The following is a 17,570-nucleotide window of genomic DNA, read 5'->3' on the forward strand; positions in this document are numbered from 1 at the left end:
GTTTTCCAACGACGAGGTCACCTACCGCGCCGACATCTACGCCCTGGCCTGCGTGCTCTACGAATGCCTCACCGGCGGACCGCCGTACCGCGCCGACAGCGCCGGAATGCTGGTGACGGCGCACCTGATGACCCCTGTCCCGCAGGTCAGCACGCAGCGCGCGGGCATCCCCAAGGCCTTCGACGCGGTAATCGCCCGCGGCATGGCCAAGAACCCCGAGGACCGCTATTCCAGCGCCGGAGACCTGGCCCTGGCCGCTCACGAAGCGCTGAGCGACCCGGACCAAGATCACGCCGAGAAGATCGTTCGTCGCAGCCAGGAAGCCACGCTGCCCACCCCGCCATCGGCGGGCTCGCCGCCCACCATGGCGGCAACCATGGCGGCTCCCCAGCCGCCGCCCGCGCCGGCAAGCATGCCGCAGTACGGGCCGGGCCAGTCCGGACCGTTGCCGCAGCAGCACCCATCCGGACCGCCCGGCTGGGGGCCCGCAAGCGGCCCGATTCCCAGCGCGAGCCAGCCCCCACCCCCGCCGCAGTATCAAGGCGGCGGCTGGGGCGGCGGCCCGCCCGGGGCGCCGGTACCACCGCAACATTCCGGCCAGTCGTGGCAACAGGGCCAGCCCACAAAAAAGCGCAATCCCTGGCCCATCGTCGCCGCCGTGGCCGTCGTGCTGGTCCTGATCGTGGGCGGGGTGGGCATCTGGATCGCGAATCAGCCGGACGACAAGCCGAAGAAAAAGCCCATCTCCGAGGAACGGCTGAGCTCGCTGCTGTTGAGCGCATCGGAAATCAACTCCGTGATGGGCTCGGCGACGATGACACCCGGCAAAGCCATCACCACGGTGGACAACACCGCGATGACCCTGTCGATCCCGGACTGCCAGGGTGCGATGTACACCAGTCAGGGCGCGGTGTACGCCGGCAGCGGCTACACCGGACTCCACGGGCTGGTGTTGTCCGAGCCCGGCGACGACTACGACCACTGGGTCAACCAGGCCACGATCAGCTTCCCCACCGCCGCAAAGGCCGAGGCTTTCATGGACACCTCGCTGGGCAAGTGGAAGAACTGCGCCGGCAAGACGGTCACGGTCACCAACAAGGGCAAGACCTACCGGTGGACGTTCCACGAGGTGGACGGCGCGCCCCCGGAGATCAGCGTGCTGGATGTCCAGGAGGGCGCCAACGGGTGGGAGTGCCAGCGGGCGATGGCGGTGGCCAACAACATCATCATCGACGTCAACGCGTGCGGGTACCAGATAACCGATCAGGGCCACCGGATCGCCGACAAGATCGTCGCGAAGGTGGACAACGAGGATTAGGCGACCGCTAGCCGGACAGGTCGGGGCCTTGCGCCCGCAGGTCGTCGACTGCGGACATCGCGCTGCGCAGCTTGGCCAGCCATTCCTCGGTGTGCTCGCCGACCAGCTTGACCGACCACGCGAGCGCGTCGGCACGTGATCGGGCGACGCCGGCGTCTACCAGTGTGTCGAGCACCTGGCGTTCCGGTTGCTTGAGTCGCGTCATGACCGGAACCGCGATGTGGGTGAACAGAATCCGCTTGCCGCCGACCTCGACTCCCCAGGACACCTTCCGCCCGTAGCGGTCCTGGGCCTCCTCGGCGATGGCCATCCGCTCCGGGCGGGTGTCCTCGCGGAATCGCGATACCCGGCCCTCGGCGCGGGCGGGACTCTCGTCGCCCGCGGCGCCCTCTGTGGCCGGCACCGCCGCTAATTTGCCGACCACCGTGATTTCCTCCCGGTCGACGATCACGGTCGGGTCCCCGTCGAACCAGCCCTCCGGCAGCCGTCCGGCGAACCAGTCCGCTGCATCGCCGGCGTCGGGTTGCTCTGCTTGTTGCCAGCCGCCGGGGCGTCCGCCGCGCCGGCCGTGGTGATGAATTTTCATGATTACATGATTACATGATTACATCCATTACAGAAGAATGTTCGCCGCCGGCGAATCCACGCCGTCCACGGTCCCATCGCCCACCGTTGGCCAACCGTTGCTATCGGGCCAGCACAGTTGTATTTTTGGTAGCGAAGCAGGCCCGGAAGCGACCGAATCTAAAGAGCCGGAAGACGGGTAAAAACCGGCCGCGTCAGACCCGCGTAAGACGGAGTCAGCAACGCCCCGCAGAGTCGCGCCGGGCCTGCCCATGTGTGCAGGCGGTCAGCCTTCGGTCCCTCGCCGGACCCGGTAGAGCTTCGATTCGCCCTTGATCCCTTTCAGGCGCCGACCGCCGGCGAACGACCACTCGAAACCGGCGTCATCGCCCTGCGCTTCCAGGGCATCCTTGACCGATTCGGCGACGAGCACCGTGCCGGGCCGGGCCGCGCCGGTGACCCGGCTCGCCGCATTGACCGGACTGCCGAACCAGTCGCCGGCCCGGCTGACCGCCATGCCGGACGCGGCGCCGGCTCGCAGCCGGGGAAAGGCGTCGTCGGTATCGACCACCTCGACCAGCTTCAAGATCGCGTCCAGCAGGGGCGCCGGATCCGGGCAGATCAGCATCACCGCGTCGCCGATGGTCTTGATGAACCGCACCGGCGGTGTGGTGAGATCGCGGGCCAGGTCGGCCAGGCGGCCGGCGAGCTGACCCAGCTCCTCGGCCGAGACCGCCTCACCGAGCTTGGTGAATCCGACGAGGTCGGCGAAGGCGACGGTGACCGGGCGGGCGCCCGGCAGCGGCTTGCCGGCCGCGCGCTCGCCGGCATTGACCGCTTCGGTCTCCATCATGTGGCGCAGGTGCAGCAGCAGCATCTCGTGCATCATCGGGCCGAGCAGCGGCGCCAGCGCGCCGACCAGCACCTTGGATCCCTGCGCGATCTGCACCTCCGTGGCGCCGGGTCGCAGGATGGTCGCCAGCGCGGCGTATCGCATGACCTCTGCCGCGTGCGAAAGCCCGTCGGACAGGACCCGCACGACCGCGAGCACTTGTTCGGGATCCACCCCCAGCTCGACGAACCGCTGGGCGTAGGCGGCGGCCTCACCGTCGGCGCGCATGTGAACCGCTGCGTCCGGGTCGTCCACACTGGCCAGGCCGACGGCCCGCTGGACCCGCTGCAGCAATTCCAAATCGATGCCGTGCCGCTCGCTGATCTCGCGCGCCGACACGTAGGTGCCGTCGTCGCCGAGCAGATGCCGAGACGCCAGCAGTAGGGGCGGGTTGGCGCTCCGGATCTCCTCAGCGGTGATGCCCTGCTCGAGCAGCCACTTCACCAGCTCCGCACGCTCGGCGCGGGCCGAGCCCTCCAGGCCCTCGAGGAGGTCGTCGATGTTCGGGTGTTCCGCCACCTGTCCCACGTTAGAGTGCCCGCCCGTCATCATGTGGAGGTGATGGAGACACCGTTGCTGCAGGGACTGCCGCCGGTCATCGACACCGACGCCGGCCTGCTGATCCTGGGTTCTTTTCCGAGTGTTCGTTCGCTGGCAGCCGGTCAGTACTACGCCAATCCGCGCAACGGGTTTTGGCCGATCGTTGCCGAGGTTCTCGGATTCGACTGCGCCGCAACTTATTCCCGGCGCCTGGCGGTATTGCAGACGCACGGTGTGGCCTTGTGGGACGTGTTGCACAGCTGCCGCCGCGCCGGTAGCGCGGACTCCGCGATCGACCCGAAGAGTCTGGTGATCAATGACTTCGGCGCGTTGTTCGCCGAACACCCGGCGATCACCCGGGTGTACTTCAACGGCGCGAAGGCTGCCGCCCTCTTCGAGAGGCTCGTACGGATGACCCCGCCGGGGGTCAGTTTCGTGCGGCTGCCATCGACCAGCCCAGCGAACGCGATCCCGAAGGAACGAAAGCTGGCCGCCTGGAGGGTGATCGGCCAAACCGGCTGATCAGGACACCGGCGGGCGTCGGTGCACCCAGGGTCGGGCGGCTTCGATCTGCGCGGACAACGACAGCAGCGTGGCCTCGTCGTAGGGCCGGCCGACCAGTTGCACCGACATCGGGAGCCCTTCGTCGTCGAAGTCCCATGGCACCGACGCGACCGGTTGTCCGGTGAGGTTCCAGATCTGTTGGTACGGAACCCGTTGCGCCACAAGCATCAGCGTCGACACGCCACCGCGGCGCTGGTAGGCGCCGATCCGGGACGGCCCCGTCGCAGTGCCCGGCGTGATGACGACGTCGACGTCTTCGAAGATCGATTGAATGCGGGCATTGAGCCCCGCCTCGGCGTTGCGCAGGGCCGCCATCCGCCGATCGGAGAAGAACGAGCCGAGGTGCGCGATGGCGCGGGTGCGCTTTTCGAGCAGCTCCGGATGGGCCTGCGCGTCGGCGTCGTCGCAGATGCCCCGAAGAAATCGGGGCAGATAGTTTGCGTACAGCGAAGCGGGATAGTGCGGATCCCGGATGACCACCTCGTGTCCGAGATCGCGCAGCAAGGCGCCCGCTTGTTCGACAGCTATGAGCTGCGCCTTGCCGACCCTGACCGGCAACGGCGTCGGCACCTTGGTGCTCAACGCAATTCGCAACTGGCCGGGAGGTCGGGTAGCCGCGGCGGCAAACTCCCCTTCCGGACCGGGCACCGTGCTGGTCGCATCCAGGATCAGCGCCGCATCCATCACCGATCGCGCGAGCGGGCCGTTGACGCTCAAGCCCTGCCACGCGCCGTCGTGCGGTTCCAGCGAGATCCGGTCCCGGTGCGGCTTGAGCCCGAACAACCCGCACCACGTGGCCGGGATCCGAATGGAGCCACCGCCGTCGGATCCCAGCGCCACCGGAGCCAGACCGGCCGCGACCGCCGCGGCGCTACCGCCGCTACTGCCCCCGGGGGTACGACGAAGATTCCACGGGTTGCGGGTCGCCCCGAACGTCATCGACTCGGTGAACGGCATGATCATCAGCTCCGGCACGGCGGTCTTACCGATGATCACCGCTCCCGCGGCACGTAGCCGGCGGACCACCTCGGCGTCGTCGGTCACCGGTGGGCCGTGCGCTGCACTGCCGTAGGTCGTCACCTCACCGGCGACGTCGACGTCGTCCTTGATCGCGATCGGCACCCCTAGCAGCGGCCGCCGCTCGCCGGCGTCGATGCGTCGCTGGGCGATGTCGGCTTCGCGGCGAGCGCCGTCGTAGCGCACCACGCGGTAGGAGCGGAGTTCGCTGTCGAGCCGCTCGATCCGTTCGAGGTAGACCTCGAGTAGCACCGGTGCGGTGATTTCACCGTCCGCCAGCATGCGCGCCTGTTCGGCGGCGCCGGCGAACGCGAGATCGCTAGGGTCCACTGCCGCAGCGTATCCCGCCCAGCCGGGACGCCCGCACGGCCCGTACCGTGGCGATATGTCCTGCGTTTTCTGTGCGATCGCGACCGGCGAGGCCCCGGCCATCCGAATTTTCGAAGACGACGGCTACCTGGCGATCCTCGACATCCGACCGTTCACCCGAGGACACACGTTGGTGGTGCCCAAGAAACACAGCGTCGACCTGACCGACACCCCGGCCCAGACGCTGGCCGGCATGATCACCATCGGCCAACGGATTGCGCGGGCGGCGCGCGCCACCGAACTGGCCGATGCGACGAACATCGGGATCAACGACGGCCGCGCGGCCTTCCAGACCGTGTCGCACATTCACCTGCATGTGCTCCCCCGGCGCGAGGGTGACAAGCTCTCGGTCGCCAAGGGGTTGTTGCTGCGCCGCGACCCGGACCGGGAGGAAACCGGCCGGATCCTGCGTGAGGCGCTTGCCGGCATCGACGCCGGCCAGTAGCCGATCCGGGCGCCGGATCCGTTGCCCGTAGTAACGCCAGACGGTCGAGCAGCGGTTTATCCTGAGTGGACGCGCGGTGAAGCTTCCCTTCTACTTCGCCTAGGCGTGCACTGCGTGCGAGCTGGAGCGGGGTAATGAAGCGCTGGACGGGACGACCGCGCCCGCTCTCCGGGCTGGCCCCAGGGACCGTTTGGGCCGTCGTCGCCGGATACGGTCTGGCGGCGGCGCTAGTGGGTGCTTCGTCCTGGTTCGGTTGGCACGGCCCGTATGCGACCCGGCCGGTCATCGGAGTCGTGACGGTCATCGGCTTGGCGTTCGCCGCCGGATGCGCCGCGCTGGCGGCCCGTCACGCGCAGGGCCGTCGCCGCGCCGGCTGGCTGGCCATGTCGGTGGCTCTCGCCGGGTGGGCGGTCGGTGAAGTCATCTGGGCGGTCTATGACGTGCGACCGGAAGTCGACCACGCCAGCCATCCGGCATCGGCCGAGATCGTGCTGCTGCTGTACCCGGTCGGGGCCTTCACATCGTTGCTGTTGCTCTCCGGTCCCGTCGGCCACAATCTGCGGCGACTGTTCCTCGACGGCGTCATCGTGGCGACGTCGCTGTTCGTGGCGTCCTGGGTGTTCGTCCTGGACCGGTTGTTGCGCGAGGGGAGCACTTCCGGGCTGACCACTCTCGTGCACATCTTTGCCGACGTGTCCCTGATGACGACGGCGATCCTGGCGCTGTCCCGGGGCCGTCCCGGCGGGCGACTGAGCGTCAACCTGGTTGCAGGCGCGGTCGTCACCATCGGTGTCGCCGACATCTTGGTGGTGTTCCAGACCGGGGTGGGCAGCTACCACACCGGCGAATTGGTCGACGTGACCCGGGTGGCCGGGTTGGGCATGCTGGCACTGGCCGGACTGATCAGCGTCAACGAAACTCCCACTGCCTCGGCGCAGGAGACCTCCTCACGGTTACGCCTGTGGTTGCCGTACATCCCGGTGCTGCTGGCGGCCGCGGTCGGGTTGGGCCACGCGCTGCGCCTGATGCGGCACGGGCCGCTGCTGATCGGGGCGGGAATCCTGGTGGCTGCGGTGCTGGCCCGTCAGTTCGTGGTGCTGGTGGAAAACCAGGGCCTGCTGGCCGAGGTGGCCCGGGAGGCCTTCCGGGACAGTCTGACCGGCCTGGCCAATCGCGCCAACTTCCTGCACAAGCTGGAGCAAGCCGTCGCCCGTCGCGGCACGGATGCCGCGCCCATCGCGGTGATGTGCCTGGATCTGGACAATTTCAAGTCGGTGAACGACGCACTCGGCCACCCGGCGGGCGACGAGCTGTTGGTGCGGGTGGCGGGGCGGTTGACGACCGCCTTGGGTGAGGCCGGCACCGTCGCGCGGTTGGGCGGAGACGAATTCGCCGTGTTGATCGAGGGTCCCGTCGAGGACGCCCAGGCCGCGGCGCAGCGGGTCCTGGAATCCTTCGAGGCGCCGATAGTGATCGACGGTGTCCCCTTGGCGGTCCGGCCGAGCATCGGGTTCACGATGGCCGCCACCGAATCCAGTTGCACCGTGGACGAATTGTTACGGCACGCCGACCTGGCCATGTACGCGGCCAAACGTGAGGGCGGACAATGTATCCGCAGCTTTGTGCCGGATCTGCCGCTGCCCTATGCGCTGCCCGAACTTGCCGGATCGGCGGACTTCAAAAGCAACCTCGAGAACGAATTCGACAGCGGCCGGATTCACCGGGGCGCCTTCGGTGCCGCGACCAGCTCGGCGAATATCACCGCACTCGCGCGCACCATCAGGCCGCCCACACCGGCACCCAGGCATACTCCCGACCAGCCGCCCAGCGTTCGATGGCCACCGGTCTGGGTTCGGATTTCGTTGGTGTGCTTGGCGATCGGGGTGATCGTTTTCGCACAGTCCTGCCTCCCGGACCCGCGCGCCGATCACAGCCCGTTCTTCGCCAACGTCTTGTACCCGGGGATGAACGTGTTCGCCGCGGCATTGATCGCGATCCGCGCCTACCGGGTCAAGGCGGACCGTGCGGCATGGACGGTCATCGCGATCGGCATGGTGTGCTCGGCGCTCGGTGACGTCCTGTATGTCAGGTTTGTGCCGGACGGGCAATCCCCGTCCATCGCAGACCCGGCGTATCTGGCCTTCTATCCGCTGGCCTATATCGGTCTGCTGTTGCTGATGCGGACCCGCCTCAAGCGGGTGCCCCTCCCGGTCCGCCTGGACTCGGTGGTGTGCGGGTTGGCGATGGCCGCGGTGGCCGCGGCGTTAGCCGCCGGACCCATCCACGCGGCCACGGTCCGGGCCCCTGCCACCGTTCTCGTCGGCCTGGTCTATCCGTGGGGTGATCTGGTGCTCACCGCCCTGGCGGCGGGGATGCTGCCGATCCTGGGTTGGCGCAAGGAATTTCGCTGGGGCCTGCTGGTTGCCGGGTTTCTGATGATCGCGGCCGCGGACACCGCGTATCTGTTCGAGACCTCGGCCAGCGATTACCGGGTCGGCACCATGCTCGACGCTTTCTGGCCCGCCTCGTCGCTGCTGTTGGCAACGGCCAGCTGGGCGCCTTGGTCATCGGTGCCACCCCTGCCCAGACGCGGACTGGGTTCCTACGTCACGCCGGTGACGTGCACCGTTGTCGCACTTGCCGTTACGGCTGTGGGCCGGCATTCCGCGATCGCGCCGACACTCGCCGCGCTGAGCCTGGTCGCGGTCGCCGCCCGGTTCTCGGTGACCTTCCGCGAGGTGAGCATCCTGGCAGAGACACACAAGCAGGCCATGACCGACGAGCTGACCACCCTGCCAAACCGGCGCTCGCTGGCCACCGCGCTGACCGAGGTGCCCGTCGATGCACCGGCGAGCCCGATCGTCGGACGGACTGTCACCCGGGCGCCGGCTCGTCGCGCGCTGTTGTTGTTGCAGCTGTACGAGTTCGACGAGATCAACGATACGGTCGGTTACCACTTCGGCGATGAGCTGTTGTGCCAGATCGCTAATCGGCTGTCCCACAACGTGCGTCGCGACGATCTCTTGGCCCGCGCCGGTGACGATGAGTTCGCGGTGCTGCTCGCCGAGGGTGCGGACCTGATCGCCGCCCGCGCACAGGCCGGCCGGTTGCTGGAGGCGTTGAGCGAGCCATTTGCGTTGGACCCGATGACCGTTCAGGTCGACGGGCGGATCGCGATCGCGCTCTACCCCGACCACTGCGATCATCCGCAGGAGCTGCTGACCCGCGCCGAGATGGCGCTTCCGCACGCCAGGTCGGCCAAAAGCAAGATCGCCGTGTACGACTCGGCGTTCGAGCTGTACCGCGACAACGACCCGAACCTGATCGAGGAACTGCGCGCCGCGCTCGTCGAAGGCACCGAGCTGGTCTGTCACTACCAGCCCAAGATCAACGCGGCCGATGGCAGTGTGCACAGCGTCGAGGCGCTGTTGCGCTGGCACCATCCCAGCCGCGGGTTGCTGCTACCGGAGGAGTTCCTGCCGGCGGCCGAACGCGCCGGCCTGATGCGCAAGGTGGCCAACCGGACCGTCAACCTCGCCCTCGAGCAGGCCCGCGCCTGGCGTGAGCAGGGCATGCCGCTGACCGTCGCGGTGAACTTGTCCACGACGAATCTGCTCGACCTCGACCTGGTCGGCACCGTAGAGCAGCTGCTGCAGACCCACGGGCTGCCCGCCGACGAGCTGATCATCGAGATCACCGAGAGCACGCTGGTCGACTCGGCGCGATCCCGCAGCACCGTCGCCGCGCTGCAGCGCCTGGGAGTCCGAATCTCGTTGGACGACTACGGCACCGGCTGGTCTTCGCTGGCAAGACTTCAGGACGTTTCGGTCGACGAACTCAAGCTCGACCGCATCTTCGTGGCACGGTTGGCCCACGATCCGCGTTCGGTGGCGATCGTGCGGTCGACGGTGGCGCTGGCGGCCAGCCTCGGCGCGGATCTGGTGGCCGAGGGAGTCGAAGACGATTCGACGCTGCGTGCGCTGCGGCAGTACGGCTGCACAATCACCCAGGGGTTCGTCCACAGTCCGCCGCTACCGGCGGAGGATTTGCAGCGCTGGATCCGCACGCACGCACCGGCTGTGACACGGACCGACTAGCTAGAACAGCTCCTTGGCCAACAGCTCCAGCGTCGCCACCCGGGCCGGGGCGGTCGCGGGATCGGTGCCGCGGCGAGCCGACGCAACCGGGTGCACCATCACCTCGTCGACGTCGAACCGTTCGGCGAGGGCCCGTAGCTGTTCGGCGGCCTCAGCCGGCGAGCCGACCACGGCCCGCGCCAACCCGCTGTCCACGATGTGCTGCTGCGCGGGTGTCAATCGTTCCAGCTGAGCGTCCTCGACGAGCTGCACCGGACCCAACGGTTGCCCGGTCCGCAGCCGGGCCATCATCTGCAGGTTTGGCAGCATCAATTCGGTTGCCTCGTCCCGTGTTTCGGCGACGACGGCGTTGACCGTCAGGAAAGTCACCGGCTCGGAGGCCAGGTCGCTGGGCCGGAAATGTTTGCGGTAGTGCTCCAGCGCCTCCTCGGTGCCCCGGCCGGAGAAGTGGTGGGCGAACACGTATGGCAGCCCCTTGGCGGCGGCCAGCTGCGCGGAGTACATCGAGGATCCCAGCAGCCACAGCCGGGGTTCGCTGGCCGCGGCCGGGGTCGCCTTGAGGGTGTAGTCCCCCGAGCGCAGCGGCACCCGCACACCGCGCGTGCCCATCAGGGCAACGACGTCGTCGAGGTAGGCCGGGAAGTTCTCGATGTCGCGATCGTCGCGACCCCCTCGCAGCGCGTACGAGGTGACCGGGTCGGACCCGGGCGCGCGACCGATGCCCAGGTCGATACGACCGGGCGCGGCGGCCTCCAGCAGCGCGAACTGTTCGGCCACCGCCAACGGCGCGTGGTTGGGCAGCATTACTCCGCCCGATCCGAGCCGTAGGTGGTCGGTCTGCGCGGCGAGGTAGGCGATCAGTACCGGCGGGCTGGTGGCGCCCACCGAGGGCATGTTGTGGTGCTCGGCGACCCAGTAGCGCGTGTATCCCAGCCGGTCGGCGGTCTGCGCCAGCGACACAGTGGCCGCCAGCGCGTCGGCGGTCGACTGGTCGGAGCGCACCGGGACCAGATCAAGAACTGAAAGACGCACGCAAACACCAACAACTTTGCCCGCGAGAAGCTTCCCGGCCCCGCCTTGCTAGTTGAGCCTCAGTAGTTGAGCGGGGCGATCGAGGTGATGATGAGTTCGAACTGTTCCTGCGAAATGGGCGCCCCACCGGGAATGTTGTCGCTCGCCAGGAACTGGGTGCGCTCAGCGTAGCTGTGGAACCGCTTGAAGTAATTGGTGAAGGCCAGACCATGGTCGAGCAAACCGCCGTACCTGGCCACCTTGAGCTCGCCGGCCAGAATGTAAGCCCCCAGCAGGGCCACGCTGGTGCCCTGCCCCGCCAACGGCGAACAGCAGTAGGCCGCATCGCCCACCAACGCCACCCGGCCGATAGACCAGTGATCCATCACGATCTGCGACATTTCGTCGAAATAGAAGTCCGGCGCCGAGCGCATGTACTCCAGCAGTTGCGGACGCACCCAGCCGTCGTCGGCGATTCGCCGTTCCACCTCGGCGAACTGGGCCGGGGTGTCGCGGTAGTCGATCCGCAGCTCGGTGTCCATGAAGCCCAGCATCGCGCGGGCCTCGGTGTTGTCCCGCGCGCTGTAGACCCCTGCCATGCTGGTGTCGCCGTAATGCCAGGTCTGCCAGTAGTCCAGGTCCAGGAAATTGGGCACGGTGAAGATCGCTGCGAACGTCCCCAGCCTCTTGATGAATCGCTCTTCGGGGCCGAACACCAGCCGGCGCACATTGGAATGCAGGCCGTCTGCCCCGATGACCAGGTCGAAGCTGGCCGCGGGAGCGCGCTCGAAGGTCACCTCGGCCGCTGGACCGAGATTCTCGATCGCGGTGATGGTGTCGTCGAAGATGAACTCGGTGGTTGACCGGCACGCCTCGTACAACAATTCGACGAGGTCGTCGCGCAGCAACTCGATGTCGGGATTGTTGATCGGTCCGCCCGTCGGCGTGGATTCGGTGTCCCGGGACAGCTCGTTGCCGTCGCGGTCCACCACCGAGGCGCCCCGGATCCGCGTCTTCTTCCCTTCGGCCGCCGCCAGCAAACCCATGCGGTCCAGCACCGTGAGCGCCGGACCCCGCACGTCGATAGCCTGGCCGCCCGGCCGCAGCCCCGGGTGGCGCTCCACCACCGTCACCGAATAGCCGTTTTGGCCAAACCAATACGCGGCGGTCAAGCCCGCGACACTGGCGCCGGACACCAAGATGCTTGTCAAGACGCGACCCCGTCCCTAGCCGATTCCCGCAAGCTGCTTCGCCTCCCGGAAGATGTCGTCAAGCATTGCCGGAGTCAACCTACCGGTGAACATATTTTGCTGGCTCGGGTGGTAGCAGCCGAGCAACCGCACGCCGGAGGGCAGCGGCGCGACCACCCCGTGGCCGAACTTCGGCTTGCGCACTCCGGCGGCCACCGGCAGGCCCAGAGCTACCTGCCAGCCGAAGCCGCCGAGCGCGACGATCACCCGGACATGCTCGGACACCAGGTGCCATTCGGCCGCCAGCCACTGCGAGCACGTCGTCCGCTCGGCAGGCGTGGGGGCGTTCGCCGGCGGGGCGCACCGAACCGGCGCCGATATCCGAATGTTGTTGGCCGACAATCCATCAGCCGCGTCAACGCTGGTCGGCTGATTCACCAGGCCGGCGCGGTACAGCGCCGCATACAACTGGTCGCCGGACCGGTCACCGGTGAACATCCGTCCGGTCCGGTTGGCGCCGTGCGCGGCGGGCGCCAGCCCGACGATGAACAACCACGGCCGCTGCGACCCCCAACCCGGCACCGGACGTCCCCAGTAGGGCTGGTCGAGGAACGCCCGGCGTTTGACGACGGCGACCTCCTCACGCCAGCTGACCAGCCGTGGACATGCTCGGCACACGCTGACCATCGCGTCGAGTTCGGCGATCGACCGTGCCTTGCGCGCGAGCGCGCCGACCTGTGCCGCGTCGGCCGCGACCGGGGTACGGTCGGTCGCCAGGTCACCCGGCCAGCCGCTGCCGGGGGCGACCGGCGAACCGAATGCCTGGCCGGTATTCGGATGCTTGAGCACACGAACATCCTGCATTCCGAACGGGACCGCGCAAAAAATCGGTGGTTCGCGCTTCGGGTTTGGCGCTACATTCAGCCGCGATATCCCATGAGAAACACCAGCCGAGCGCCGGCCTTGCTGATCCTGTTCGCCACGCTGCTGTCGTGCGCGGGCAATGGCATTTCGCTCGTCGCGTTTCCCTGGCTGGTGCTGCAGGGTCAGGGCAGTGCCGGGCAGGCGTCGATCGTGGCCGGTGCGACGACGTTGCCGCTACTGTTCTCGACGCTGATCGCGGGCACCGCGGTGGACTACTTCGGCCGTCGCCGGGTGTCGATGGTTTCCGACGCGCTCTCGGCCGCATCGGTGGCGGCCGTCCCGCTGGTCGCGTCGGCATTCGGGGTGGAAGCGGTGAACGTGGCTGTGCTGGCCGTGCTGGGCGCCTGCGGCGCGGCGTTCGACCCGGCCGGGATCACGGCCCGTCAGTCGATGCTGCCCGAAGCGGCGGTCCGGGCGGGCTGGTCGCTCGATCGCATCAACAGCGTCTACGAAGTGATCCTCAACGTGGCGTTCGTAGTGGGTCCGGGCTTCGGCGGCCTGATGATCGCCACGGTGGGTGGCGTCACCACGATGTGGGTCACCGCCGCGGCATTCGCGTTGTCCATCCTGGCGATCGCGGTGCTGCGCCTTGAGGGCGCCGGCCGGCCACACCACGCGACGCGGCCGCAGGGGCTGGTGTCCGGGGTGGCCGAGGGGTTGCGTTTCGTGTGGAGCCTGCGGGTGCTGCGGGCGCTGGCACTGATCGACCTGACGGTGACGGCGCTGTACCTGCCGATGGAAAGCGTGCTGTTCCCCAAGTACTTCAGCGATCGGCAGCAACCGGCGCAGCTGGGCTCGGTGCTGGTGGCACTGTCCATCGGCAGCCTGCTCGGCGCGCTCGGCTATCTGCTGCTCGCGACCTACCTGTCGCGCCGCACGATCATGCTGACGGCGGTGCTGAGCTTCGGCACCGCCACGGTAGTGATCGCATTGCTGCCGCCGCTGCCGGTGATCCTGGTGCTGTGCGCGCTGATCGGGTTGGTCTACGGACCGATCCAGCCGATCTACAACTACGTGATGCAGACTCGCGCGCCGCACCATTTACGCGGCCGGGTGGTCGGAGTGATGACGTCGATGGCCTACGCCGCCGGCCCGTTGGGCTTGCTGCTGGCCGGTCCGCTGACCGATGCGGCGGGTATACAGGTGGCGTTCTTCGCGCTGGCGCTGCCGATCCTGGTCGCCGGACTGATCTGTATCCGGGTGCCGTCGCTGCGGGAACTGGACCGCGAGCCGGAGTTCGCAGCCGAAACTCCCACCTCGGCAAGGGACTAGCATCGGCCCGGTGAACGCGGATCTACTGGCCGGCCTGATAGCCGAGCTACCCGAGGGGATGGTGGTCACCGATCCCGCGATCACCGACGGTTACCGCCAAGACCGTGCGCTGGACCCGGCGGCCGGGAAGCCGCTGGCCGTGGTGCGCCCGAACCGCACCGAGGAAGTGCAGGCCGTGCTGCGCTGGGCGTCGGCCAACAGGGTGCCCGTGGTGACCCGTGGCGCCGGCAGCGGACTGTCCGGCGGGGCAACCGCGGTGGACAACGGCATCGTGCTGTCGACGGAGAAGATGCGCGACATCACCGTGGATCCGGTCACCCGCACCGCCGTATGCCAGCCGGGACTGTTCAACTCCGAGGTGAAGAAGGCCGTCGCCGAACACGGCCTGTGGTACCCGCCCGACCCGTCCTCCTACGAGATCTGCAGCATCGGCGGCAACATCGCCACCAACGCCGGCGGGCTGTGCTGCGTCAAGTACGGCGTCACCACCGACTACGTCCTGGGCATGCAGGTGGTGTTGGCCGACGGGACCGCGGTGCGGTTGGGCGGGCCGCGCCTGAAGGACGTGGCCGGGCTGTCACTGACGAAGCTGTTCGTGGGTAGCGAGGGGACGCTGGGCGTGGTCACCGAGGTGACGCTGCGGCTGTTGCCGGCGCAGAACGCGTCCAGCATCGTGGTGGCCAGTTTCTCGTCGGTGGAGACTGCCGTCGACGCGGTACTCGGGGTCAGCGCCCGGCTGCGCCCGTCGATGCTGGAGTTCATGGACCAGGTGGCGATCAACGCGGTCGAGGATCACCTGCGGATGGACCTCGACCGCAACGCGGCGGCCATGCTGGTCGCCGGATCCGACGAGCGCGGCCGCGCCGGCAGCGACGACGCCGAGGTGATCGCCGCGGTTTTCGCCGAAAACGGTGCGACAGAAGTGTTTTCCACCGACGATCCGGACGAGGGCGAGTCCTTTGTGGCGGCGCGGCGGTTCTGCATTCCGGCGGTCGAGGCCAAGGGCTCGCTGCTGCTGGAGGACGTCGGGGTGCCGTTGCCGGCGCTGGGCCAGCTGGTCACCGGCATCGCGCGCATCGCCGACGAGCGGGACCTGATGATCTCGGTGATCGCCCACGCGGGAGACGGCAACACCCACCCGTTGCTGGTGTTCGATCCCGCCGATGCCGCCATGGCCGAGCGCGCGCAGTTGGCGTACGGCGAGATCATGGACCTGGCCGTTGGGCTGGGCGGCACCATCACCGGCGAACACGGCGTCGGCCGGTTGAAGCGGCCGTGGCTGGCCGACTACCTCGGGCCCGAGGTGATGGACCTGAACCGGCGGATCAAGGATGCGCTGGACCCGTTGGGCATCCTCAACCCCGGGTCGGGGATCTAACTCCTCGCCCAGCGTGCATTCCGCGACGCTTCCGCGGCGTGTCGCGTCGCGGGCCGCACACTCGACCGTTGACATCTAATGGCATCTGTCGTAGCAATAAGACATGACGTCCACATTGTCTCACCCGGTTCGGTTTCAGCTCGCCACCGCCGAGACGTGGTCCGAACCCTGGCCGATGTACCGGGCGCTGCGTGATCACGACCCGGTGCACCACGTAGTGCCGCCGGGCCGCCCCGAACACGACTACTACGTGCTATCGCGGCACGCCGATGTTTGGGCGGCCGCGCGCGATCACGAGACGTTCTCGTCGGCACAAGGTTTGACGGTCAATTATGGCGAGTTGGAACTGATCGGGCTGCAGGACAACCCGCCCATGGTGATGCAGGACCCACCCGTGCACACGCAGTTCCGCAAGCTGGTGTCCCGTGGTTTCACTCCGCGGCAGGTTGAGGCAATCGAGCCGAAAGTGCGCGAATTCGTCGTGGAGCGGCTCGAGAACATCCAGGCTCGGGGTGCCGGCGACATCGTCACCGAGTTGTTCAAACCCCTGCCGTCGATGGTCGTCGCGCACTATCTGGGTGTGCCCGAGGAGGATTGGGCGCAATTCGACAGCTGGACCCAGGCGATCGTCGCGGCGAATACCGCCGAGGGCGGCATCGCGGCTTCATTGGGAACGGCGGGCGAGGCCGTCGGGACGATGATGGCCTATTTCACCGCGCTGATCGAACGGCGCCGGACCGAGCCCCAGGACGACACCATCTCGCACCTGGTCGCGGCCGGGATGGGCGCCGACGGCGACGTCGCCGGCATCCTGTCGATCCTGGGGTTCACGTTCACAATGGTGACCGGCGGCAATGACACCGTCACCGGAATGCTCGGCGGCTCAATGCCATTGCTGCACTCACGGCCCGACCAGCGCCGGCTGCTGGTGGACGATCCCGGCCTGATCCCCGACGCGGTCGACGAGCTGCTCCGGCTCACCTCGCCGGTGCAGAACCTGGCTCGCACGACCACCCGTGACGTGACCATAGAAGGCACCACCATTCCGGCCGGGCGCCGGGTGTTGCTGCTGTACGGGTCGGCCAACCGGGATGAGCGCCAATACGGCGACAACGCCGCCGAACTCGACGTCACCCGCCGGCCACGCAACATTCTCACGTTCAGCCACGGCGCCCACCACTGCCTGGGTGCCGCAGCGGCGCGGATGCAATCCCGGGTGGCGCTGGGCGAATTGCTCTGCCGCTGCCCGGATTTCGAGGTCGATGTGCCTGGCATCGTGTGGTCGGGCGGGCCATACGTCCGGCGGCCGTTGTCGGTGCCGATCAGGGTGCCGGGCTGATGCCGGGTGATTGGCTCGCCGAGCGCCGCACCGAGGTCGCCGCTGACCGCATCCTCGACGCCGCCGAGGCGCTGTTCACCGAACGCGACCCGGCATCCATCGGCATGAACGAAATCGCCAAGGCCGCCGGATGTTCCCGCGCGACCCTGTACCGGTACTTCGAGAGCCGCGAGGCGCTGCGGATTGCGTACGTGCACCGGGAGACGCACCGCATCGGCCGCCAGATCCTGCAGCGGATCGACGATGTGCGGGACCCGCACGAGCGGCTGATCGCCAGTATCACCGAGACGTTGCGTGCGGTTCGCGACAGTCCGCCGCTGGCGGCGTGGTTCGGCGCGGCCCGACTTCCAATCGCGGGCGAACTGGCAAGTCACTCCGACGTCATCACCGCGGTGGTGGCTTCATTCCTGGGTTCGTCCGGTCCCGACGATCCGGCCGCCGTCGAACGGCGGGCCCGCTGGGCGGTACGGGTGATCATCTCGCTGTTGATGTTTCCCGGTGCGGATGAGGCACAGGAGCGGGCGATGATCGAGGAGTTCGTGGCGCCGGTAGTAGCGCCGAGCTGGGGGCACCTCCCGCGTCCGGGGCTACGCGAAAGCCCCTATTCGGTGCCAGAATAGGGGCTTTCGCGTCTGCTCGCGCAGGTGGCC

Annotated in this window: 14 protein-coding genes; 8 read left to right on the forward strand and 6 right to left on the reverse strand. The window is 68.0% G+C overall.

The features are described 5' to 3' along the window. On the forward strand, positions 1 to 1,318 hold a 1,318-nt coding region (locus A5645_RS13735), incomplete at its 5' end, for a sensor domain-containing protein (RefSeq protein ID WP_065129894.1). Positions 1,319 to 1,325: 7 nt separating this feature from the next. Here A5645_RS13735 and abmR read toward each other — a convergent pair. Next, entirely contained in the window at positions 1,326 to 1,904 is a 579-nt protein-coding gene (gene abmR, locus A5645_RS13740) for an ATP-binding transcription factor AbmR (RefSeq protein WP_065129895.1), read from the reverse strand. A gap of 264 nt (positions 1,905 to 2,168) precedes the next feature. Beyond that, positions 2,169 to 3,293, reverse strand: coding sequence for an adenylate/guanylate cyclase domain-containing protein (locus tag A5645_RS13745; RefSeq protein WP_253866999.1), 1,125 nt, complete (start codon positions 3,291 to 3,293; stop codon positions 2,169 to 2,171). A gap of 42 nt (positions 3,294 to 3,335) precedes the next feature. On the opposite strand from A5645_RS13745, the gene A5645_RS13750 reads away from it, so the two are divergent. Next, the gene (locus tag A5645_RS13750) at positions 3,336 to 3,836 is read left to right on the forward strand and encodes a DNA-deoxyinosine glycosylase (protein ID WP_065129949.1); all 501 of its coding nucleotides are present in this window, start codon (positions 3,336 to 3,338) and stop codon (positions 3,834 to 3,836) included. On the opposite strand, the gene A5645_RS13755 is transcribed toward A5645_RS13750, so the two are convergent. After that, positions 3,837 to 5,225 carry an amidase gene (locus A5645_RS13755; RefSeq protein ID WP_065037773.1) on the reverse strand — a complete coding sequence of 463 codons (1,389 nt, stop codon included), beginning with the start codon at positions 5,223 to 5,225 and terminating at the stop codon, positions 3,837 to 3,839. 55 nt (positions 5,226 to 5,280) lie between these two features. Between A5645_RS13755 and A5645_RS13760 the strand changes: the two genes are divergently transcribed. Further along, the gene (locus A5645_RS13760) at positions 5,281 to 5,709 is read left to right on the forward strand and encodes an HIT family protein (protein ID WP_065037772.1); all 429 of its coding nucleotides are present in this window, start codon (positions 5,281 to 5,283) and stop codon (positions 5,707 to 5,709) included. Between the two features lie 134 nt (positions 5,710 to 5,843). Further along, entirely contained in the window at positions 5,844 to 9,806 is a 3,963-nt protein-coding gene (locus A5645_RS13765; RefSeq protein WP_065129896.1) for a bifunctional diguanylate cyclase/phosphodiesterase, read from the forward strand. Here A5645_RS13765 and A5645_RS13770 read toward each other — a convergent pair whose 3' ends face one another. The 3 genes from A5645_RS13770 to A5645_RS13780 are packed head-to-tail and all read right to left on the reverse strand — an operon-like array spanning position 9,807 to position 12,871. Further along, positions 9,807 to 10,838: an LLM class flavin-dependent oxidoreductase gene (locus A5645_RS13770; protein WP_065037770.1), complete on the reverse strand. Its 1,032-nt coding sequence runs from the start codon at positions 10,836 to 10,838 to the stop codon at positions 9,807 to 9,809. A 59-nt stretch (positions 10,839 to 10,897) separates the two neighbouring features. Further along, positions 10,898 to 12,028, reverse strand: a complete 1,131-nt coding sequence (locus A5645_RS13775; RefSeq protein WP_065129897.1) for an FAD-binding protein — start codon at positions 12,026 to 12,028, stop codon at positions 10,898 to 10,900. 15 nt (positions 12,029 to 12,043) lie between these two features. After that, positions 12,044 to 12,871: a uracil-DNA glycosylase gene (locus A5645_RS13780; protein ID WP_065129898.1), complete on the reverse strand. Its 828-nt coding sequence runs from the start codon at positions 12,869 to 12,871 to the stop codon at positions 12,044 to 12,046. Positions 12,872 to 12,943: 72 nt separating this feature from the next. On the opposite strand from A5645_RS13780, the gene tap reads away from it, so the two are divergent. From tap to A5645_RS13800, 4 genes are all read left to right on the forward strand, one after another. Next, positions 12,944 to 14,203 carry a multidrug efflux MFS transporter Tap gene (tap, locus tag A5645_RS13785; protein ID WP_065129899.1) on the forward strand — a complete coding sequence of 420 codons (1,260 nt, stop codon included), beginning with the start codon at positions 12,944 to 12,946 and terminating at the stop codon, positions 14,201 to 14,203. 10 nt (positions 14,204 to 14,213) lie between these two features. Beyond that, positions 14,214 to 15,581 carry an FAD-binding oxidoreductase gene (locus A5645_RS13790; protein WP_065129900.1) on the forward strand — a complete coding sequence of 456 codons (1,368 nt, stop codon included), beginning with the start codon at positions 14,214 to 14,216 and terminating at the stop codon, positions 15,579 to 15,581. A 103-nt stretch (positions 15,582 to 15,684) separates the two neighbouring features. Beyond that, on the forward strand, positions 15,685 to 16,920 hold the full coding sequence (locus A5645_RS13795; RefSeq protein WP_065129901.1) for a cytochrome P450: 1,236 nt from the start codon (positions 15,685 to 15,687) through the stop codon (positions 16,918 to 16,920). Further along, positions 16,920 to 17,540 carry a TetR/AcrR family transcriptional regulator gene (locus A5645_RS13800; RefSeq protein ID WP_065129950.1) on the forward strand — a complete coding sequence of 207 codons (621 nt, stop codon included), beginning with the start codon at positions 16,920 to 16,922 and terminating at the stop codon, positions 17,538 to 17,540. The genes A5645_RS13795 and A5645_RS13800 overlap by 1 nt, the downstream gene beginning before the upstream one ends. Positions 17,541 to 17,570 lie beyond the last annotated feature (30 nt).

The organism is Mycobacterium asiaticum, assembly GCF_001673635.1.
Taxonomy (GTDB): Bacteria; Actinomycetota; Actinomycetes; order Mycobacteriales; family Mycobacteriaceae; genus Mycobacterium; species Mycobacterium asiaticum_C.

Bases quoted from the DNA above. Each gene is read 5' to 3' on its own strand.
- abmR (WP_065129895.1), bottom strand. From the start codon at position 1,904: ATGAAAATTCATCACCACGGCCGGCGCGGCGGACGCCCCGGCGGCTGG.
- A5645_RS13750 (WP_065129949.1), top strand. From the start codon at position 3,336: ATGGAGACACCGTTGCTGCAGGGACTGCCGCCGGTCATCGACACCGAC.
- A5645_RS13760 (WP_065037772.1), top strand. From the start codon at position 5,281: ATGTCCTGCGTTTTCTGTGCGATCGCGACCGGCGAGGCCCCGGCCATC.
- A5645_RS13765 (WP_065129896.1), top strand. From the start codon at position 5,844: ATGAAGCGCTGGACGGGACGACCGCGCCCGCTCTCCGGGCTGGCCCCA.
- A5645_RS13780 (WP_065129898.1), bottom strand. From the start codon at position 12,871: ATGCAGGATGTTCGTGTGCTCAAGCATCCGAATACCGGCCAGGCATTC.
- tap (WP_065129899.1), top strand. From the start codon at position 12,944: ATGAGAAACACCAGCCGAGCGCCGGCCTTGCTGATCCTGTTCGCCACG.
- A5645_RS13795 (WP_065129901.1), top strand. From the start codon at position 15,685: ATGACGTCCACATTGTCTCACCCGGTTCGGTTTCAGCTCGCCACCGCC.
- A5645_RS13800 (WP_065129950.1), top strand. From the start codon at position 16,920: ATGCCGGGTGATTGGCTCGCCGAGCGCCGCACCGAGGTCGCCGCTGAC.